The organism is Ancylobacter sp. (assembly GCF_965279025.1).
In the GTDB taxonomy this organism is placed as follows: domain Bacteria; phylum Pseudomonadota; class Alphaproteobacteria; order Rhizobiales; family Xanthobacteraceae; genus Ancylobacter.
The window spans coordinates 587,784-607,099 of the sequence record NZ_OZ257132.1; the positions used below are offsets into that span (position 1 = coordinate 587,784).

The following is a 19,316-nucleotide window of genomic DNA, read 5'->3' on the forward strand; positions in this document are numbered from 1 at the left end:
GCCCTCACTCCGCTGCCTGCGCCAGGCCGGCGGACTGACGCTCCAGCGCCCGTCGCGCATAGACGATCCGCCCCGCCACCATGGTCGCCACCACCTCAGGATGCGCCATGTCGGAGGCATCGACCAGCAGCAGGTCGGCGCGCCTTCCCGTCTCCAGGCTGCCGCGATCGGCCAGCCGGGCGACGCGGGCGGGGTTGCTGGAAATCAGCGGCCAGAAGCGGGCCAGCGCCTCCCGGTCTCCCCCTGCGAGGGTGAAGGCGGCATAGAGCGGCGAGGGATAATGATAGTCGCTGGTCAGCACCGTGCAGCGGCCTGCCGCTATCGCCTCGCTGGCACTCAGCGCGCCATTGTGGCTGCCGCCGCGCACCACATTCGGCGCGCCGAGGATCACGTCCTCCCCCGCCGCGCGGGCGGCCTCGGCGGTTTCCTGCGTCATCGGGAATTCCGAGGCGACGGCACCCAGCGCGCGGAAGCGGGCGCGCTCGGCGGGCGAATCCTCGTCATGGGCGAGCAGCACATTGCCATTGGCCCGCGCGCTGGCGGCGAGGCTCTCGATGGCGGCGGGCACCGCGTCCCGCGCCGCCCACACCCGGTCGAGCAGCGCCATATACTCCTCGCGGCTGATGCCCGCGCGCTCCGCCATCTGGCCGATCTTGCGGGCGATGGTGCCCTTCAGCACCGATCCGGTGGTGTGGTCGTTGATGGCGAGGATGGGCGCGGGGCCGAGTTCCAGCCATTCCCGCACCTGCGCCACCGCTTCCAGCGCGAAGGTCTCCCAGCGCAGATGCAGCCGGGTGTCGCAGGCCAGCCCGGCGCGCAGGGCGAGCAGCGCCCCGACGAAGCCGCGCGCCGCTTCCAGCGAACGCAAGCCTGGTTCCCAGGAGATGGTGACGCCGTGAAAGGCGGTGGTGATGCCGTTCGCCACCAGCGCGCGGTCGGTGTCGCGCAGAGCCAGCGTCATGTCGAAGCGCACGCCGGGGCGCGGCATGATGTGGCGCTCGAAGGCGTCGCCGTGAATGTCGATGATGCCCGGCAGCACCAGCAGGCCGCGCGCATCGAGGCGCCGAGCGCCGGCCGCCTCACCCGCCGCCGCGATGCGCGCGCCGCTCACCTCGACAGGCTGCGCGCTCCACTGGCCGCCGACGAGCGCCAGCCCATTCTCGATCCGCCAACTCATCATCCGCCTCGGCACCGGTTACGTCACTGTCACGCATGCGTCATACGCTGTCTATACAGATAACCGTGCAACATCGTTCCTGTCTATACAGCAAGGGCCAAAAAATGTTTCGCACGCTCGTTTCCGCCCTCGCCATCACGCTGGCGACGGCCTTCGCCGCCACGGCCGAACCCGTGCGCTTCGCCGTCACCGACATCGAGGGGCTGGAGGCGCTTCAGCAGGAATTCGGCGGCTTCCAGAAGGAACTTGAGAAGCTCACCGGCCTCGATATCGAGCTGATCCCGGTCAGCTCGCGCACCGCGGCCGTCGAGGCGATGAATTCCGGCCATGTCGAGCTCGTGCTCACCGGCCCGGCCGAATATGTCGTCATGAAGCAGCTCAGCGACCCGCGCATCGTCGTGGCCTGGCAGCGGCCGGACTATTTCGCCCAGATCGCCGTGCTGGCCAACGGGCCGATCCGCTCCATCGACGACCTCAAGGGCAAGAAGGTGTCCTTCGGTTCGGTCGGCTCGACCTCGCAGCATCTCGGCCCGGCGCAGGTGCTGGCCGATTTCGGCGTCATGTACAACAAGGACTATGAGGGCGTGATCATCTCCCGCAACGTGGCGGCGGAAGCGCTGATCCGTGGCGACATCGCCGCCATCGGCCTCAACTATGGCCACCTCAATTCCATCCGCAAGGCATTCCCCAACGCCGCCTTCGCGGTGGTGGCGCGTGGCCGCGACCTGCCAAACGACATCCTCGTCGCCCGCAAGGACATTCCCGAGGACGTGTTCGTGAAGGTGCGCGACGCCTTTCTCACCCATGGCAACGAGCTGATGGGGGCCGTGCTGCAGGGCGACGACAACCAGAAGTTCAAGGGCGGCGTGTTCATTACCGACGTGAAGGACAGCGACTACGACTATGTCCGCGCGATGTACCGCACCATCGGCATCGAGAGCTTCGACAGCTTCATCAACTGACACCCTTTCCCCGGCGCCGGATGGGCCTTGCCCCGTCCGGCGCCTTTCTCTTTGCATGAGTGGAGGCCGCCATGGAGCACGTTCCCGTGCAGAACGTCGCCGGGCCGAGCGCGGCCGGGCTAAGCGTCGCCGGCATGGGCTCCGGCAACCCGCAGGTCGGCCCGCTGGTGAAGCCGCCGGTCGCCGCGCCCCGCCCGCAGATCATCGGCGCGCGCGGCCTCGCCAAGACCTACCCGAACGGTCAGGCGGTGTTCGCCGGGGTCGATCTCGACATACGCGCCGACCAGCGCGTGGCGCTCATCGGCTCCAACGGCGCCGGCAAGTCGACGCTGCTCAAATGCCTGATCGGCCTGCTGCCCGCGACCCAGGGCGAAATCACCACGCTGGGCGAGCGCTTCCTGGCCGCCCCCAGCGCCGCGCAGCTTACCCGTCTGCGCCGGCAGATCGGCTTCGTGTTCCAGAATCACGGTCTGGTAGGGCGACAGTCGGTGCTCACCAATGTCATCCAGGGCAAGCTCGGCCTGCCCGGCAGCTGGCGCGCCTGGCACCACGCCCTCGCCCGCCAGGAATGGCGCGAGGAAGCCATGGCGGTGCTGGCCGAGGTGCGCCTGGCCGACAAGGCCGGCGCCCGCGCCGACCAGCTTTCCGGCGGGCAGGCCCAGCGCGTCGCCATCGCCCGGGCGCTGATCCGCCGGCCTAAGCTGCTCATCGCCGACGAGCCGGCCGCCAGCCTCGATCCGGCCGTGGGGCGCGACATCATGCGCATCTTCTCCGAGCTCGCCGGCGAGCATGGCATCACCCTCGTCTACACCACCCACGACATGCAGCACGCGCTCGATTATTCCGACCGCATCGTCGCCCTGAAGGACGGCAAGGTGCATTTCGACCGGCCCACCGCACGGGTCTCCTCGCGCGATATGGAGGGCGTCTTCCATGGTTAGCCTCACCTCGCCCTCGCCCACCCCCGCCCGCCCTCTCGTGCCGCCCCGGCTGCCGTCGATCTCGCCGATCTCCTTCACGCTGATCGTGGTGGTCGCCGCGCTGTTCCTCGCCTCGATGGGGCAGGTGGCCCCCTCGCCGGAAAAGCTCGCCAACGGCTTGCCGCGCATGGCCGAGCTGGTGGGGCGCATGCTGCCCCCCAACACCGATCCCGGCTTTCTCCAGCGCATGGGCTGGCGCATTCTGGAGACGCTGCAGATCGCGCTGGTCGGCACGGTGTTCGGCGTCATCGTCAGCTTGCCCATGGGCTGGCTGGCAGCGCGCGGCATCTCGCCGCTCGGCGCCCTGCGGCATTTTCCGCGCGCGCTGGTCTCGCTGTTCCGCACCGTGCCGGATCTTGTCTGGGCGCTGCTGTTCGTCTCGACGCTCGGCCTCGGCGCGGTGGCTGGCACCATGACCATCGTGGTCGACACCATCGGCTTCTGCGGCCGCTTCTTCGCCGAGGCGATGGAGGAGGCCGACAAGAAGCCGCAGGAGGCGCTGCACGCCATTGGCGCCAACCGCGTCACCGTGCTGTGCGGGGCCATTCTGCCGGATGTGATGCCGACGCTGATCAACTCCTCTCTCTTCGCGCTGGAGAAGGCGGTGCGGGCCTCGGTGGTGCTCGGCCTCGTCGGCGCCGGCGGCATCGGGCAGGAGCTGAAGGTGGCGTTCGACCTGTTCCAGTACCGCAACGCCTCGGCGATCATCCTCGCCATCTTCGTCATCGTGCTGGCGATGGAGTTCCTCACCGACCGGCTGCGGGCGAAGTTCCAATAGCCCACCTGCCGCTAGGAAAGGTGCATTTGGGAAGCGCTATGGGGTAAGTGTCGCCTCCCGACGACAGGTGCCCGCCCGTGACCTCCTTCCTGCTTTCCATGCGCCCGATGTTCTTCGGCACCGTGCTCGGCATTGGCGGCCTCGCCAATGGCTGGCGCATGGCGACGAGGCTGTGGGGCGTGCCGATGCTCATCGGCGAGAGCCTGGCAGTTCTCGCCTTCGGGCTCTGGCTGCTCTGGACGATGCTCTACGCCTTGAAGTGGCTAGCGCACCCCAGCGAGGCGCGCGCGGAGCTCAACCACCCGGTGCAGGGCCTCGTTGCCGCGCTGCTGCCGGTGGCGACGCTCATTGCCGCCATCGCCATCGGCCCGCATGTGCCCCTGCTCGGCTGGAGCCTGTTCATCGCGGGGGCGGCGGGCGTGGCGCTCTACGCCGCCTGGGCGGTTGGCGGGCTGTGGCAGGGCGGACGCGACCCGCAGGCGGTGACGCCCATCCTCTATTTGCCGACCGTTGGCGGCGGGCTCGTCGGCGGCATCGCCTGCGCCACCTTCGGCCAGACCACGCTGGGCTGGATGTTCTTCGGCATGGGCGTGCTGTCCTGGCTGTCGATGGAATCGGTGTTTCTCACCCGGCTGTTCCAGCACACTCTGCCGGCCGCGCAGCGCGCCAGCCTCGGCATGGAGCTGGCGCCGCCCGCCGTGGCCTGCGTCGCCTATCTCTCGCTGGCGCCGGGGCCGGCGGACCGGTTCGCCATCGCGCTGTTCGGCTATGGCTGTTTTCTGGCGCTGGTGATGCTGCGGCTGGTGCCGTGGCTGCGCCAGCAGCCCTTCGGCCCGGCGGCGTGGGGTTACACCTTCGGCGTCTCGGCACTGCCGCTCGCCGCGCTGAAGCTGGTGGAACAGGGCGCTGGCGAGCCCGTGGCGCAGGTCGCGCTGCCGCTGTTCGTCGCCGCCAACCTCATCATCGGCTGGATCGCGCTGCGCAGTCTGGCGGGGTTGTTCGGCTTTCTGAAGCGACCCGTCTGAAGGCAGGCCCGCTCACACCGCCGGCCCGCTCTCCGCCACTAGGAACGGCATGTCCTTGCTGCCCGCCGTGCCGTCGATAACCCGCCAGCCCTCACCGAGAAACGCGGCGAGTTCGGCGGACGGGTCCCCGGCGCCGGGCACGCGCGTCGGCACGATGACGCGAACGCCATGCTTACCCTGCCGGCGCTCGAAGCCGAACCAGCCCCAACCCGAGGGCGCCACCTCAAGCGCGCGATAATCGCCGCCCGCCAGCGCCGGGTTGCGCCGGCGCAAGGCCAGTAGCGCGCGCGTCAGGCGGAAATAGGCGGCATTCTCGGCATCGTCCGGTTGCTCGCCGGACAGCGCGCGGGCGCGCGCCTCCCAGTCGACCGGGCGCCTGTTATCGGGGTCGACCAGCGAGAAATCCGGGAATTCGGTGCCCTGATAGATGTCCGGCGTCCCCGGCAGCGTGTGCTGGAGAACGAGCTGCGAGAGCCCGATGATCCGGGCGGCGGGTGCGAGCTGGCCGACGAAGGCATCGAGCCGCGCGCGAAACGCGTCCGCCTCCGGTGCTTCCACCAGCGCGCGGGCAAAGGCGAGGGTCGCCTCTTCATAGGCCTCGTTCGGCGTTTCCCAATTGCTGTGGCGCTTGGCTTCGCGCAGCGCCTTGGTGAGATAGGCCTCCATCCGCTCGGCCGAAATCGGCCAGGCGGAAACCAGCGTCTGCAGCACCAGATGCGCGTCGAGCGGATCGGGCATGCTGCCGCCCTCCCCCTCGTGCAGCAGCGGCGCGCAGAGCGCCTCCGCGTCCTCGACGAAACCCAGCCAGCGTTCCGGTGCGAAGCTCAGCGCCGCAAGGCGGGCGCGGGTGGCGGGGCCGCGCTTGGTGTCGTGGGTGGCGAGCGGAATGAGATCGCGCAGGCCTTCCCTGGCGCGGGCCTCGGCCAGCGCATGCAGTTCCTCGGCGCTGCGCGCGGGATGGTCGAGGCTGCCGCCCACCTCATTGGCGCAGAGCAGCACCGGGTAGCGGTACAGCTCGGTGTCCTCGAAGCCCTTTGCCATGGCCGGGCCGCTGAGCTGCTGGAAGCGCGTGCGGAATTCATGGTCGCTCGGCCGCTCGGGGCTTTCCAGCCGGTCGAGCAGCAACGCCGACGCCGCCAGGGTAAGCGGGTTCTCGTTCGCCTCCACCCCCGCCCGGATCGCCGCCCAGATCGCCACGTCGTCGGCGTCATGGCCCTTGCGCGTCGCATAGGAGCGGTAGACCGGGCAATGGGCGATCAGCGCCACGACGGCATCGCGGATCGCGGTGTCGGTCAGGTCGCCGGCGGCCATCGCGTCGTCGAGCCCCTCGCGGGCAAGCGCCGCCAGAATGTCGACCTCGGCCTTGAGGCTGGCCTCCAGCACCTGCCGCTTGGCCGAGGCCAGGCGCTCGGGCAGCGTCCCCACCAGAAGATGGCGCGCGCGCAGCGCCTCCTCGAAGCGTCGATACCCCTCGGCGTCGACGCAGAGCGCGTTGATGTCGTTGAGCCGCTCATAACCGGTCGTGCCCTCGATCGGCCAGCGGCGCAGCACCTCTCCCGGCTCGATGATCTTCTCCACCAGCACCGGCACGTCCGGCCCCACCGCCGCCCGCAGGTGGTCGCAATAGCCGGCGGGATCGACGAGGCCGTCAATATGGTCGATGCGCAGCCCGTGCACCAGCCCGCGCCGGACGAGGTCGAGCGGCAGGCGGTGCACCAGATCGAACACCACCGGATCCTCGACCCGCACGCCGGCGAGATCGGTGATGTTGAAGAAGCGTCGGTAATTCAGGTCGTGGGCGGCGGTGCGCCACCAGGCAAGGCGCCAGTGTTGGGCATCGACCAGCGCGGCAAGGTCCGCCTCCGCCAGCACCGCATCCAGCGCCCGGCGCTCGCCATCGGCAAGGCCGGTGAAAACCGCGCGGGCAGCGCCCAGCCCGGTGTCGTTCGAGGCATCCTCCACCAGGGCGAAGCACTCGGCGGGAGCGCCAAGACCCGCCGCGCGCAGCAGCGCCGCCACTGTTTCCGCCCGCAGTGGAAAGCGGTGATCGGCATAGGCGACATTGATCCGCCCGATCTCATAGTCGGCCACCAGCGACAGCGCCCCTGCCTCCAGCGTCGCCTTGAGCGGATCGCCGAGCACCGGCAGCAACAGCCGGCCGCTGTCCCATTTAACGTCGAACACCCGCGCCGCTGCCGAGCCCGGGCCGCCCTCCAGCATGTCGTTCCAGAACGGGTTATGGCTGGAGGCCGCCATGTGGTTGGGCACGATGTCGAGGACGACGCCCATCCCGTTGTCGGCCAGCGCGCGGGCGAGGCTCTCGAACCCTGCCGCACCGCCGAGTTCCGGGTTGATGCGGGTGGGGTCGGCGACGTCGTAGCCATGGGTGGAGCCGGGCACCGCCAGGGTGATCGGCGAGGCATAGAGATGACTGATGCCGAGCGCGTGCAGATAAGGCACCAGCGCCTCCGCATCGGCAAAGGTGAAGCCCTGGTGGAATTGCAGGCGATAGGTGGCGAGGAGCGGGGGCATCATGCGGTGGCGAGGCTCCACACAGCGGCCGCGAAGGGCGCGAGCGTCACCCGACCATCCGCCTCATGGATCACCCCGCCAAGGCTCGCGCCGGCCGGCATGCCGGCAATACCGGTGAGCGGGTCGATGAGCGCCGGCTCCGGGCCGGCGTTCAGCACCATTATCAATGTGCCCGCCTCATAGTGCCAGGCGACGCGCAGCGCCTCTTCGTTCCGGCTCCACTCGCTGCCGAGATAGGCGCCGGCGGTCAGCCGCCACACCAGCCTGCGTCGCTGGTCGGCAAGCCGGCGAAACGCGTCGAGCTCGGCATGCGCCTTCGGGGTGCGGAAATCCGCTGCCGTCAGCTTGGCGGAATGGAAGGTCGCCTCGCTCAGCGGATCGGGGAATTCCGCGCCATGCGCGTCGAAGAAATCCGCGAACTCGCTGCGGCGCCCCTTGCGCACCGCCTCGGCGAGCTCGCCCTCGAAGTCGCAAAAGAAGGGAAAGGGCTTGTCGAGCAGCGCTTCCTCGCCCTGGAACAACAGCGGGATTTCCGGGGAGAGCATCAGCACGAACCGAAGAAAGGCCAGCCGTTCCTGCGCCAGCGTGCCCGCAAGCCGGTCGCCGAGCGGGCGGTTGCCAATATGGTCGTGGTTCTGGGCGAACGCGACGAAGGCATCGGGAGCGAGCCCGCCGCTCGCCGTGCCGCGCGGGTGGCCGCCCTCGCCGGGATAAGGCTCGCCCTGGAACACGAAGCCCTGGCTCAGCGCCCGCCCGGCCGCCGCCACCGCATCGGCGGCGTAAGGCGCGTAATAGCCGGTGCCCTCGCCGCTCGCCAGCACATGGAAGGCATGGTGCCAGTCGTCGTTCCACTGCGCGGTGTAGAGATGATCGTCCCGCGTCATCCAGCCGGCGATATTGTCGTGGTTCTCCAGCACCAGATAGGCGCCAGGGTTGACGGCCCGGCACGCCGCCGCGATCTCGCGCAGGAAGGTTTCAGCGCCCTTGGTGGCAAGCGCATGCACCGCATCGAAGCGCAGGCCGTCAAAGCCGAACTCGGCAAGCCAGTAAGCGGCGTTCTCCGAAAAGAAGGCGCGCACCGTCTCGTTCTCGAGGTCGATCGCCGGCCCCCAGGGGGTGGCGATATCCCCCCGGAAGAAGGATTTGGCGTAGACCGGCAGGTAGTTTCCGCTCGGCCCGAAATGGTTGTAAACGACGTCGAGCATCATGCCGAGGCCACGCTCATGCGCCGCCTCGACCAGCGCGCGCAGGTCCGCCGGGGTGCCGTAGGCCGTGTCGGGCGCATACATCAGCACCCCGTCATAGCCCCAGTTGCGGCGGCCGGCGAAATCGGCGACCGGCATCAGTTCGAGCACCGTGAAGCCGGCCTCGCGATAATGGTCCAGCCGGTCGATCAGCGCCCGGAACGTGCCCTCGGGCGTGGCCGTGCCCACATGCACCTCGGCGATGATCGCCTCATGCCACGGACGGGGCGGTCCGGGGACCGGCGGATGCGACGTCTCCGGCACGAGGCTCCAGCCATCGGCGTCCTCGGCCTGGCCGCGTGAGGCGGGATCGGGCACCGCGACGCTGCCCTCGCCTTCGCCAATGCGAAAACGGTAGCGCAGCCCGGCTGCCAGGCCTTCCCGCTCCGCCGTGAAGAAACCCGCCTCGTCCTTTTCCATCGCCAAGGGCGCGGCGCCCTCCACCTCCAGCGCGACGCTCGCCGTGTCCGGGGCGTAGAGCCGGAAGCGGGTGGCGCCGCCCTGCTGTGCCGGGCCGAAGCGGTAGCGGGTCATGCGCGCCATTCCCAGACAAGCAGGGTGCGCCCGGGCACATCGAAATGCCCGCCGCCCTCAACCTTGGCACCTTCGAGATCGTTGCCGGTGGCCAGCACCGCCTCCCAGCTGCCGGACTGCACCGGCGGGGCGACGAAATCGACGCCCACATGCGAGGCGTTGAGCATGATCACCAGCGAGGGCTCGTCCGGCAGCACCGGCGCGAGGCGCAGGGTGATGCATTTGGAATGCGGATCGGCCCAGTTCTCCTCCGTCATCCGGGTGCCGCCATTGTTGAACCAGGCGACGTCCGGCTGCCCCATCTCGTTGCGCGAGCCGGTGAGGAATTCGGGCCGTGACAGGCAGGAATGGGTCTTGCGCAGCTCGGCGAGGCGGGCGACGAAATCCGGCAGTTCCGGATCGTCGTCGGACCAGTCGACCCAGCCGATCTCGTTGTCCTGGCAATAGGCGTTGTTGTTGCCGCCCTGCGAATTGGAGCGCTCGTCGCCGGCGAGCAGCATGGGCACGCCCTGCGACAGGAACAGCGTGGCGATCAAATTGCGCTTCTGGCGCCGGCGCAGCGCGTTGATCTCCGCATCGTCCGTTTCGCCTTCGACGCCGCAATTCCAGCTCTTGTTGTCGTCATGGCCGTCGCGATTATCCTCGCCATTGGCCTCGTTGTGCTTGTCGTTATAGGTCACGAGGTCGTGCAGGGTGAAACCGTCATGGGCGGTGATGAAGTTGAGGCTCGACCACGGCCGGCGCCTCCCTTCCGAGAAGATGTCCTGCGAGGCGGCGAAGCGGGTGGCGAAGCTCGGCAGCAGCCCTTCCGAACCGCACCAGAACTCGCGCACCTTGTCGCGGTAGTCGCCGTTCCACTCCGAGAAGCCGGGCGGGAAGGCGCCGAGTTGGTAACCGCCGGGGCCGACATCCCACGGTTCGGCGATCAGCTTGAGCCCGCCGAGCGTCGGATCCTGAAGGATGGCGTTGAAGAAGGCGTGGCCGGAATCGAAGCCCTCCGGGCGGCGGCCCAGCGTGGTGGCGAGATCGAAGCGGAACCCGTCAATGCCGTAGATCGACGCCCACATGCGCAGCGAATCCATCACCATTTGCAGCACGCGGGGATGGTCGGTGTTCACCGAATTTCCGCAGCCGGTGAGGTCGTCATAATAGCGGCCATTGCCGGGCAGCAGCCGGTAATAGGACGCGTTGTCGATGCCCCTGAAGGACAAGGTCGGGCCGAGATGGTTGCCCTCGCAGGTGTGGTTGTAGACCACGTCGAGGATGATCTCGATGCCGGCCTGGTGCAGGCGGTCGACCGCCTCGCCAATGGCATCGAGCCCGTCATTGCCGAGATAGCGCGGCTCCGGCGCAAAGAAGTTCAGCGTGTTGTAGCCCCAGTAATTGGCGAGGCCCCGGTCGAGCAGATGGCGGTCCTGGGTGAAGGCATGGACCGGCAGCAGTTCCAGCGCGGTGACGCCGAGCTTGGAGAGATAATCGATGAACTCCGGCTGGCCCAGAGCCGTGAACGTGCCGCGGATGGCCTCCGGCACCAGCGGGTGGCGCATGGTCAGCCCGCGCACATGGCCCTCGTAGATCACCGTCTTCGCCCATGAGATGCGCGGGTGCTGGGTCGCGGCCATCGGCGTGCCGGCGACGACGCGCGCCTTCGGCATGAAAGGGGCGCTGTCGCGCTCATCCATCACCAGGTCAGCATCGTCGCCGGCACCGATCGTGTAACCATACAGCGCGTCGTGCCACTTGATGTCGCCCACCAGCATGCGGGCATAGGGGTCGAGCAGCAGCTTGTTCGGGTTAAAGCGGTGGCCCGCCTGCGGCTCCCACGGCCCGTGCACGCGCCAGCCATACACCTGGCCGCGCCCGACGCCCGGCAGGTAGCAATGCCAGACGCCATTGGTGCATTCATGCAGGTCGATGCGCTCCATCTCCGTGTCGCCGTAGCGATCGAACAGGCATAGCGTCACCCCGACGGCATTGTCGGAGAACAGCGCAAAGTTCGTTCCTTTTCCGTCGACCGTCACGCCAAGCGGGAAGGCGGAGCCGGGCAGTATCTTGCGCATGATGGGGATTCACCGTCAGGAGAAGGGAAGAAGAGTGGGGCGCGACAGGCGCGACGGAGTTGGTCGGCGCGGCGGGTAGGCGTCAGCCCCAGCCCCAGTGGTTCGCGCGCATGAGACGGGCTGTGCGCTCCAGCGCGCGGCGGGCATCGTGAACCTGGCCGGTCTGCGCCGCCGCGCTCAAAGCGCCGAGCGACGTCCGGACCAGCGGATGACCGGGATAGGCACAGCGGTCGCGAACGAATTCATAAGCCTCGCGCAGAGTGCGCAACCGGCGCCCCTCGCGCGTGTGAAGGGGGCGCTCAAGGTCGGAATCCCAATAGCACTCGGACATGTGGCACTCGCTTGTGTGGACGCTCGCAGAACGCGCGCGCCGGAAGAAAGGTTCCGGGCGTCGGCGAGGCCGGCCCGCGAGGCGTCGGGCAAGGGTCGGCATGTGCGAAGCGGCCGTTCTCCATGCGCCGTCACACGCGCTGGCCCGCCAAAAAAAGAGGCGCCCCGGCAAATGCGCGGGACGCCCTGGTACAGGTTTGGGACGGCACGGATGGTGGGGAGGATCCGGCTTCCCGTTCGCGGCAGGAAGCCGGCTTTTCCTGACGCTTGTGCGCTCAGACGGCCTTTTTGAACTTGGCGGCTTCTTCCGAGCCCCCGGTGGCATTGCCCTTGGAATAAGAATGCGCGCCGGTGCCGGCAAGCGCGCCGCCCTGCACAATGAGATACTCGTCGCGGATCGCCCGTCCCTCGAAGAAGCATTCGAGGATCTCGCGCGTGCCGGCCGCATAGCGCGCCTGCGCGGTCAGCGAGGTGCCGGAAATGTGCGGCGTCATGCCGTTCCACTTCATGGTGCGCCAGGGGTGATCGGCCGGCGCCGGCTGCGGGAACCACACGTCGCCAGCATAGCCCGCGAGCTGGCCGCTTTCCATCGCCCGGGCGATGGCGTCGCGGTCGCACAGCTTGCCGCGCGCCGTGTTGACGATATAGGCGCCGCGCTTGAACAGCTTCAGCGTCTCGTCATTGATCATGTGCTCGGTTTCGGGGTGCAGCGGACAGTTGAGCGTCACCACATCGCAATGCGGGTACATCTCTTCCCGCGAGGCGTGCCAGGTGAGATTGAGCTCCTTCTCCACCGCTTCCGGCAGCCGGTGGCGGTCGGTGTAGTGCAGCTTCACGTCGAAGGGCGCGAGGCGGCGCAGCACGGCAAGGCCGATGCGGCCGGCGGCGACGGTACCGACGCTCATGGCTTCGAGATCGTAGGAATGCGCCACGCAGTCGGCGATGTTCCAGCCGCCCTTGCGGGCCCAGTCATGCGACGGGATGTAGTTGCGCACCAGGCCGAGGATCATCATCACCACATGCTCGGCGACGCTGATCGAGTTGCAATAGGTCACTTCCGCGACCGTGATGTTACGGTCGATCGCTGCCTGCAGGTCGACATGGTCCGAGCCGATGCCGGCGGTGAGCGCCAGCTTGAGGTTCTTCGCCTTGGCAATCCGCTCCGGCGTGAGATAGGCCGGCCAGAAGGGCTGGGAGATGACGATATCGGCGTCCACCAGTTCCTTCTCGAACACCGAATCCGGGCCATCCTTGTCCGAGGTCACGACCAGCGTATGGCCATTGGATTCGAGATAGCTGCGCAGGCCAAGCTCGCCCGAGACGGAACCGAGCAGATGACCGGGGGTGAAGTCGATCGCCTTCGGCGTCGGCAATGTCTGGCCGCCCGGATAATGGTCGATCTTCGGCAGGTCGTCGCGGGCATAGCTGGTGGGATAGCCGTCGATCGGGTCGTCATAGAGCACGCACAGAATCTTCGCCATCGGGGCATTCCTCTCGTCAGGGTGAGCAGGGATGCTTCCGCCACGCGGCGCGGCAGACCTTGGCACAACGGCCTTTAGCCGGCGCATGAAGGACCGGCATGCCCCTTGCGGGCGCTGCGCTGCGAGACGGGCATCCTCGTGCCGGTTCGGCGCGGGCTGTTCCTTCCCGCTTCGCCGTCGACCAGCCGACAGTGGACCGGGGCGGAGGGAGGCTTCAAATTGAAAGGGATGACCAATTGATAGACGGCGGAAATGAACGTCCGCTAGTTGAAAATAGTCTCAATCGAACCTTGGCGCCCAAGCGTTTGCGCCAGCTTGAGAAGCGCCCCGGCGACCGGGCTCAGCGGGTCGCGATCGGACAGAACGAGGCCGATAGGCTGCACGTGAATCGGCTCCACCAGCGGCACGCCGACGAGATCCGAGGCATCGCCCAGGCCGCGAAAGCTCGCTTCCGGCACGATGCTGTTCCACGGACCGCGCCGCACGAAGGACCACACGCCCATGAAGGAGTTGGTCTCGATCGCCGGGGTCGAGGCGATCCCCGCCTCGCGCATTACCTGGTCGATGATGCGGCGGTTCTGCATGTCGGGGGTCAGCAGGCACAGAGGCTGCGCCGCCGCTTCCGACCAGCGCAGGCGGCTGCGGCGCGCCAGCGGCTCGTCGGCGCGGGTGATGAAGACATAATGCTCGCGATACAGCGGCACGCGGCGCACCCGGTTCAGCGGCTCGTTTTCCAGATAGGTAATGCCGGCATCCAGCTCCATCTCGTCCAGCCCGCGCTGGATCGCCGCCGAGTTGAGCGTGAGCATCTGCACCTTCACCTCGGGATGCCGGTCGCGGAACGGCGCCAGCAGGGCCGGTGCCGCGGCAGTGGCGGCGGGGATGGCGCCGACGCGCAGCGTGCCGGTGATCTGGCCGCCGGTCTCGACCTTCTCCTGCTTCAGGCTCTCATAATCGGCCGCGATCTGCCGCGCCCAGCCGAGCACGCGCTCGCCTTCCGTGGTGAAACCGAGAAAACGGTGTCCGCGCACCACGATCGGCATGCCGAGTTCCTGCTCCAGCTTGCGCAGGCCGGCGGACAGCGTCGGTTGGGTGACGTGGCAGGCTTCCGCCGCGCGGCCGAAGTGCTTCTCGCGCGCCAGCGCCACGAGATAGTGCATCTGCCGCACGAACATGGGCGCTTTCCGTGCCTTCCCTGCGCCCCGCCACCGGCGAGGCGGGCCGCATCATTTTCCGTCGGATAGGGCAGACATATAGGCGGAAAGGCGCTGGCGGAAGGCCTTGGGCTTTTCGGCGAACAGGCGGGCCTGCAGGCGCAGCGCCGAGCCGGCCAGCTTCTCCTGCCGGGCGGCAAGGGCGTCGAGCAGCGCCGCGAGCCACAGCGGCGGGCGACCAGCGCGCAGCGGATGGGCCTCCACCAGCGCCCGCAGCACGGCAAGGTCTTGGTGCTTGCCGAGTTTGTCGCGCAGGCGCTGCAGCTCGTCCACCCACAGCTCGCCGAGCGCCGGCCAGGCGGGGCTCACCAGTTCCATCTGGTAGCGCTGCGCGATGACGGTCTTGCGCAGCTCGTGCAGGCTCTCCTCATTGGCCGGGTCGACCGCGCGGCCGGCGCGGCGCGCCCTCGCATAGTCGCCCGCCAGCGCGGCGATGAGCGCCTTGTCGTCCAGCGCGGCACCAAGCTGCGGCAGGTCCGTCGCCAGCGTGGCGAGCAGGGCCTCGAGCGCCGCGCGGTGCTCGCCAAGGCCGGCTTCGCCTGTCGTGGCAGCGCCCGCCGAAAGCGCCTTCGCCGCTGCACGCCGCGCCGCGCTGGAAAGGCCGGCCTTGGCGACAAGGTCGTCCAGCGCATCCTCGCGCGCCGCCCCGTCCCGCGCCTGCGAGAGTTCCCGCGCGGTCGCGGAGAGAGCGTTCCGGGTGGCCCGCGCCCGGCGCGACAAAGTGCGGTTGCGTGCCGCCCCTGCCAGGCGCAGCAGCGCCCGCAGCCGCTTGAAACCCTTCCGCAGGTCGTGAACCGCCTGCACGGGATCGCCCAGCGCCAGAGCGGCGGCAGCTTCCGCATGCGCGTGCTGCAGTGCCTCAGACAGGCGGCGCGGCGGCGGTGAATCGCCCGCGCGGACGCTGTCCACCGCTTCGCCAGAGCCCTCGGAGTGGTCGTGCGGCATGAATTTCCCTAATTTTTCAATTGATTAGCCGACGCATGCAGGCAAGGCGCGACGATCCGATGACAAAAAGATAGCCCACCCCCCTTTCATTTGGCCATCCGCATTGCTAGATACCCGGCGTCGGCAGGCCACGCAGGTGGCGTTGCCGCCTCTGACGCGGGGTGGAGCAGCCCGGTAGCTCGTCAGGCTCATAACCTGAAGGCCGCAGGTTCAAATCCTGCCCCCGCAACCAAACCAAGCCCTTGATTATGAGGGTTTTTGCGAAGGCCGCCGCGAGGCGGCCTTTTGCATTTCAGCATCTGTGTCGCCACCATGTCGCCACGGCGAGTGCAGCCTTCTCCTGAGGATGGCCCCGATGCCAGACAATCATCGGGGAACCGTTTAGCAGCGCGTAGACGTTCGCACGAACCACGCTGGACTTGAATACCATTCCCTCAATGCGGGTAGGCGTGTGGACATGCACGCGCACACGTCCATAATACCTCTCATCGGGGGATGGAGGCGTGGACGTGAGAACGATTATCGTTACGGACCTGACAGAGATGCATGCCGGCAATTTTTGTGTAGCTGGTTGGGACCTTGATCAGAACCGGATGGTCCGACCTCTAGGTCACAGACCCATAAACGGGATTCCCTTTTGGGTCGGAGGCTGATTCATTTCTCCTGATGGAGGATGAGATGGCCCGCTTTGATCTAACGGATTTCGAGTGGTCGGTGATCCAGCCGCTTTTGCCGAACAAGCCGAGGGGCGTGCCTCGGGTGGACGACCGGCGCGTGCTGAACGGGATTTTCTGGCGACTTCGGACCGGGGCGCCGTGGGCCGACATTCCCGAGCGCTACGGCCCGCACACGACCTGCGTGAACCGCTTCAACCGCTGGCGCAAGGCGGGGGTCTGGGATCGGCTTCTGGAAGCGGTGTCAAAGGCTTACGATGGCGACATCCAGATGATCGATTCCTCCAGCATCCGCGTGCACCAGCACGCCGCCAACGCCCAAAAAAAGACGACCGATCCGGTTGCATGGGTCGCTCGCGGGGCGGCCTGACAACGAAGATCCATGCTCTGGTGGATGCCGAAGGCCTGCCGATCGCCCTGAAATTGACCGAGGGCCAGGCTCATGACGGACGCAGCGCCCGCGACATGCTCGGCGCGCTTGTCGATGGCCAGACCCTCCTGGCCGACCGCGCCTATGACAGCGACGAACTCCGGCAAAGCCTGCGCGAGCGAGGCGCATGGGCCAACATCAAGCCCATGCCGAACCGCAAGAACGTGCCAGCCTTCAGCCCCTTCTTGTATCGCTATCGCAACCTCGTCGAGCGCTTCTTCAACAAGATCAAGCACTACCGCGCCGTTGCGACCCGATACGACAAGCGACCTGACAATTTCCTCGCCGGCGTAAAACTCGCATCACTCAGAATATGGATGCGGTTTAATGAGTCGGTCGCCTAACGAGCAGCGGCCTGAATTGGACGTTAGGATATATTGGTCATCGTTCGTTCTGGTCTAGGCGTATTGTGACCTTTGACGAAGTCAAAACGCCGAATAATCGTGCCTATCCGCATGCATCTGAAGACACGTTCATAAACGAAAATTCGATAAAATCGTATCAGAGACCGCAGAACTGGAGTGATATATTCAGAAATACGGAGAGTACTACTATTTCAAATATCTTTTCTGGGCTTCTCCAATGCACTCCCGGCCTTAATGTGAAGCGCAGTCCTTGGGTTTACCCCGGCTCGGGCTGCTCTTCGTTAGGAGCCGTTCGGGGCTCTGCATCGGCATTCTCCTTCTATGAGGACACGTTCGACCCACAGAAGCCAAAATTGAGATGCAGGTTTTCCGTTAGCAGTGAATGCTATGATCTTCCTGTGAGTTCATACCGCTTGAGGCTCCGTTGGCGAGACGTCGGAGTCAAAAAGATGAATGAGCTTCAAGGTAGTTTTGGAGATGTGCACGTGAGAATTGGTATTGCTAGGCCATTCAATGGTAAATTCTATCTAATGTTGAATGGATTATTCAAGCGCTAGTCGAGAATATGTTATGAAAGAAAAATTTGATATATTTTCTGTTGGCCATTCTACACATTCTTTGGATAGATTTCTGGAGATGATTTCTAATTGCCAGACCAACGCAATCGCGGATGTCAGATCATCACCGTTTTCGCGTTACGCTCCTCACTTTTCGCGGCCGGAATTAAAGAAAACTCTTCTTGCTCATCGAATATCTTATGTATTCTTAGGTGCTGAACTTGGGGGGCGTCCAAGTCAGTCCTCTCTTTTTTGCGACGGAGTTGCCGATTACGAGGCTATGGCGGGGACAAATTTATTCAAGAAAGGAATTGAACGATTAAAGATAGGCATGCAGAAGCATCGCATTACACTCATGTGCTCTGAGCAAGACCCATTGGATTGTCATAGATGCCTTCTGGTATCTCGCGCTCTTGCTGAGATAGGAAAAAATATAGGACATATAATGAGTAACGGGTCAATCGTAGATCATTCGGAGATAGAGGGTCGATTGCTGGATATTGAAGGAAGAGCAGTTGATGATTTATTTTCAACTAGGTCGGATCGGCTTGTTGAAGCGTATCGTAGTCGAAGCAAAAAGGTTGCGTTTGCTGAGCCTGGCGATGTCGAACCACAGGCGTGCAACGAATGAGTTCAATACATGTTTGTACGATTGGATTCACCCAGACAAGTGCGCGGAGTTTTTTTTCGCGATTGAATGATGCTGGCGTCAGAAAAGTTATAGATGTCAGACTTCACAATACGTCTCAGTTGTCTGGATTTGCTAAGGAGGACGATCTTAGATTTTTCCTTCTTAGATTAGGAAAAATTAAGTACCTTCATGTTCCTTTGCTTGCCCCTACGGATGATATGTTGAAGGAGTATAAGAAAAACAAAGGAAGTTGGGGTGTTTACCAGGGACGATTTCTAGAACTTATGGAACAAAGAAGGATACATGAGCGCATAAAACCAGGAAATTTAGATGGTGTATGCCTATTATGCTCAGAAGCGACCCCAGATCATTGTCATAGGCGACTTGTGTGTGAATTTCTGAATGACAAATGGGGAGGCGTAATTGATATTAAGCACATTTAAATGGATATTTTATAATTATCTGTTTTCTTATTTTTATTAAAACTTGGTTATATATTATTGCAGTGAGGCGGGTGAATGGTCGACCATCATTTTGGTGGAGCACATACCGACGACAAGCTCGATAGGCTGCGAGCATATCTCACAGCCTTCTCGATCGCGCTCAAAGACCAGGGGTTCGTCCGCGTCTATATCGATGCATTTGCTGGTTCGGGCGGTCGTGCCGAGGTTCTACCAGCCCTTCCGCTTTTCGGCGACAAGCATGCCGAACCTCAAGTCGTCTCAGTTCCCGGCTCGGCGCGGATCGCCCTCGATGTCGACCCACCCTTCGATGTTCTCGTGCTCATCGAGGCCGATCGTGAGCGCCACGCAGCATTGGAAGCTCTGAAACGGCTGTATCCCAGTCGAAAGATCGAGTGCCATCAGGGCGAAGCCAACGACGCCGTGAGGCGTCTCTGTACACGTCTTCCATGGAGAGGCTCATCAGCCATTCCGAAGGGGATGCGCGGAGTGCTGTTTCTCGATCCGTATGGGATGGAAGTGGAGTGGTCGACCGTCGAGGCTGTCGCAAAAACCCGATCGATCGATGTCTGGTACTTCTTCCCTTTGATGGGGCTCTATCGGCAGGCGCCACGCGAAATAATCGCCCTGACGGCGGACAAGGCAGAGCGCCTCACTCGCACTCTCGGAACGGACGAATGGAGGAAGGCGTGGTATGGGACACCAAACGGCCCTACCACGCTGTTCGATGATCCCGCCACGGCGGTGAGAACCGCGGACGTGAATGCGATTGAGGCGTTCATCGGTGATCGGCTCAAGGCGATCTTCAAGGGAGCCGTTCTTTCACCGATGCGCATCTACAATGGCAGGGGACACCCGATCGCGTCCCTATTCTTCGCTGTGTCCAATCCGAACTCAAATGCGGTCAAGCTCGCGACACGCATAGTGACCTGAGAC

General features: G+C 65.1%; 15 protein-coding genes, 1 tRNA gene and 1 pseudogene. 9 read left to right on the forward strand and 8 right to left on the reverse strand.

Translation table 11 applies throughout. The features are described 5' to 3' along the window. Positions 1-4 precede the first annotated feature (4 nt). The gene (locus ACQY76_RS02690) at positions 5-1,180 is read right to left on the reverse strand and encodes an alpha-D-ribose 1-methylphosphonate 5-triphosphate diphosphatase (protein ID WP_428031384.1); all 1,176 of its coding nucleotides are present in this window, start codon (positions 1,178-1,180) and stop codon (positions 5-7) included. 101 nt (positions 1,181-1,281) lie between these two features. On the opposite strand from ACQY76_RS02690, the gene ACQY76_RS02695 reads away from it, so the two are divergent. The 4 genes from ACQY76_RS02695 (at position 1,282) to ACQY76_RS02710 (ending at position 4,922) form a co-directional block, all read left to right on the forward strand. Further along, positions 1,282-2,139 (forward strand): PhnD/SsuA/transferrin family substrate-binding protein, encoded by an 858-nt coding sequence (locus tag ACQY76_RS02695; RefSeq protein ID WP_428031385.1) that lies wholly within the window; start codon positions 1,282-1,284, stop codon positions 2,137-2,139. Between the two features lie 71 nt (positions 2,140-2,210). Then, positions 2,211-3,080: a phosphonate ABC transporter ATP-binding protein gene (locus tag ACQY76_RS02700; protein WP_428031386.1), complete on the forward strand. Its 870-nt coding sequence runs from the start codon at positions 2,211-2,213 to the stop codon at positions 3,078-3,080. Further along, positions 3,073-3,897, forward strand: coding sequence for a phosphonate ABC transporter, permease protein PhnE (gene phnE / locus ACQY76_RS02705; protein ID WP_428031387.1), 825 nt, complete (start codon positions 3,073-3,075; stop codon positions 3,895-3,897). The genes ACQY76_RS02700 and phnE overlap by 8 nt, the downstream gene beginning before the upstream one ends. A gap of 77 nt (positions 3,898-3,974) precedes the next feature. Continuing rightward, complete coding sequence (locus ACQY76_RS02710) at positions 3,975-4,922, forward strand: dicarboxylate transporter/tellurite-resistance protein TehA (protein WP_428031388.1); 948 nt, start codon at positions 3,975-3,977, stop codon at positions 4,920-4,922. Between the two features lie 12 nt (positions 4,923-4,934). Here the strand turns inward: ACQY76_RS02710 and treY are convergent, their stop codons facing one another. The 7 genes from treY to ACQY76_RS02745 form a co-directional block, all read right to left on the reverse strand. Beyond that, positions 4,935-7,457 carry a malto-oligosyltrehalose synthase gene (gene treY / locus ACQY76_RS02715; protein ID WP_428031389.1) on the reverse strand — a complete coding sequence of 841 codons (2,523 nt, stop codon included), beginning with the start codon at positions 7,455-7,457 and terminating at the stop codon, positions 4,935-4,937. Next, entirely contained in the window at positions 7,454-9,232 is a 1,779-nt protein-coding gene (treZ, locus tag ACQY76_RS02720) for a malto-oligosyltrehalose trehalohydrolase (RefSeq protein WP_428031390.1), read from the reverse strand. The genes treY and treZ overlap by 4 nt, the downstream gene beginning before the upstream one ends. Next, positions 9,229-11,292 (reverse strand): glycogen debranching protein GlgX, encoded by a 2,064-nt coding sequence (glgX, locus tag ACQY76_RS02725; RefSeq protein WP_428031391.1) that lies wholly within the window; start codon positions 11,290-11,292, stop codon positions 9,229-9,231. Before glgX ends, treZ begins: the two co-directional genes overlap by 4 nt. 82 nt (positions 11,293-11,374) lie before the next feature. Beyond that, entirely contained in the window at positions 11,375-11,623 is a 249-nt protein-coding gene (locus ACQY76_RS02730; RefSeq protein ID WP_428031392.1) for a hypothetical protein, read from the reverse strand. Between the two features lie 274 nt (positions 11,624-11,897). Next, positions 11,898-13,103 (reverse strand): NAD-dependent formate dehydrogenase, encoded by a 1,206-nt coding sequence (locus ACQY76_RS02735; RefSeq protein WP_428031393.1) that lies wholly within the window; start codon positions 13,101-13,103, stop codon positions 11,898-11,900. Positions 13,104-13,366: 263 nt separating this feature from the next. Then, a complete protein-coding gene (locus ACQY76_RS02740) occupies positions 13,367-14,278 on the reverse strand; it encodes a LysR family transcriptional regulator (RefSeq protein WP_428031394.1) in 912 nt (303 codons plus the stop codon). A gap of 51 nt (positions 14,279-14,329) precedes the next feature. Continuing rightward, entirely contained in the window at positions 14,330-15,262 is a 933-nt protein-coding gene (locus ACQY76_RS02745) for a CHAD domain-containing protein (protein ID WP_428031395.1), read from the reverse strand. 155 nt (positions 15,263-15,417) lie between these two features. Between ACQY76_RS02745 and ACQY76_RS02750 the strand changes: the two genes are divergently transcribed. From ACQY76_RS02750 to ACQY76_RS02770, 5 genes and pseudogenes are all read left to right on the forward strand, one after another. After that, positions 15,418-15,494, forward strand: a tRNA-Met gene (locus ACQY76_RS02750). Between the two features lie 446 nt (positions 15,495-15,940). Next, positions 15,941-16,710, forward strand: a pseudogene (locus tag ACQY76_RS02755) (IS5 family transposase). 558 nt (positions 16,711-17,268) lie between these two features. Then, the gene (locus ACQY76_RS02760) at positions 17,269-17,919 is read left to right on the forward strand and encodes a DUF488 family protein (protein WP_428031396.1); all 651 of its coding nucleotides are present in this window, start codon (positions 17,269-17,271) and stop codon (positions 17,917-17,919) included. Continuing rightward, entirely contained in the window at positions 17,916-18,362 is a 447-nt protein-coding gene (locus tag ACQY76_RS02765; protein WP_428031397.1) for a DUF488 family protein, read from the forward strand. The genes ACQY76_RS02760 and ACQY76_RS02765 overlap by 4 nt, the downstream gene beginning before the upstream one ends. Positions 18,363-18,437: 75 nt before the next feature. Beyond that, positions 18,438-19,313 (forward strand): three-Cys-motif partner protein TcmP, encoded by an 876-nt coding sequence (locus ACQY76_RS02770; RefSeq protein ID WP_428031398.1) that lies wholly within the window; start codon positions 18,438-18,440, stop codon positions 19,311-19,313. The last annotated feature ends 3 nt before the right edge of the window (positions 19,314-19,316 follow it).

Bases quoted from the DNA above. Each gene is read 5' to 3' on its own strand.
- ACQY76_RS02690 (WP_428031384.1), bottom strand. From the start codon at position 1,180: ATGATGAGTTGGCGGATCGAGAATGGGCTGGCGCTCGTCGGCGGCCAG.
- ACQY76_RS02695 (WP_428031385.1), top strand. From the start codon at position 1,282: ATGTTTCGCACGCTCGTTTCCGCCCTCGCCATCACGCTGGCGACGGCC.
- ACQY76_RS02700 (WP_428031386.1), top strand. From the start codon at position 2,211: ATGGAGCACGTTCCCGTGCAGAACGTCGCCGGGCCGAGCGCGGCCGGG.
- phnE (WP_428031387.1), top strand. From the start codon at position 3,073: ATGGTTAGCCTCACCTCGCCCTCGCCCACCCCCGCCCGCCCTCTCGTG.
- treY (WP_428031389.1), bottom strand. From the start codon at position 7,457: ATGATGCCCCCGCTCCTCGCCACCTATCGCCTGCAATTCCACCAGGGC.
- treZ (WP_428031390.1), bottom strand. From the start codon at position 9,232: ATGACCCGCTACCGCTTCGGCCCGGCACAGCAGGGCGGCGCCACCCGC.
- glgX (WP_428031391.1), bottom strand. From the start codon at position 11,292: ATGCGCAAGATACTGCCCGGCTCCGCCTTCCCGCTTGGCGTGACGGTC.
- ACQY76_RS02730 (WP_428031392.1), bottom strand. From the start codon at position 11,623: ATGTCCGAGTGCTATTGGGATTCCGACCTTGAGCGCCCCCTTCACACG.
- ACQY76_RS02735 (WP_428031393.1), bottom strand. From the start codon at position 13,103: ATGGCGAAGATTCTGTGCGTGCTCTATGACGACCCGATCGACGGCTAT.
- ACQY76_RS02740 (WP_428031394.1), bottom strand. From the start codon at position 14,278: ATGTTCGTGCGGCAGATGCACTATCTCGTGGCGCTGGCGCGCGAGAAG.
- ACQY76_RS02745 (WP_428031395.1), bottom strand. From the start codon at position 15,262: ATGCCGCACGACCACTCCGAGGGCTCTGGCGAAGCGGTGGACAGCGTC.
- ACQY76_RS02760 (WP_428031396.1), top strand. From the start codon at position 17,269: ATGGATTATTCAAGCGCTAGTCGAGAATATGTTATGAAAGAAAAATTT.
- ACQY76_RS02765 (WP_428031397.1), top strand. From the start codon at position 17,916: ATGAGTTCAATACATGTTTGTACGATTGGATTCACCCAGACAAGTGCG.
- ACQY76_RS02770 (WP_428031398.1), top strand. From the start codon at position 18,438: ATGGTCGACCATCATTTTGGTGGAGCACATACCGACGACAAGCTCGAT.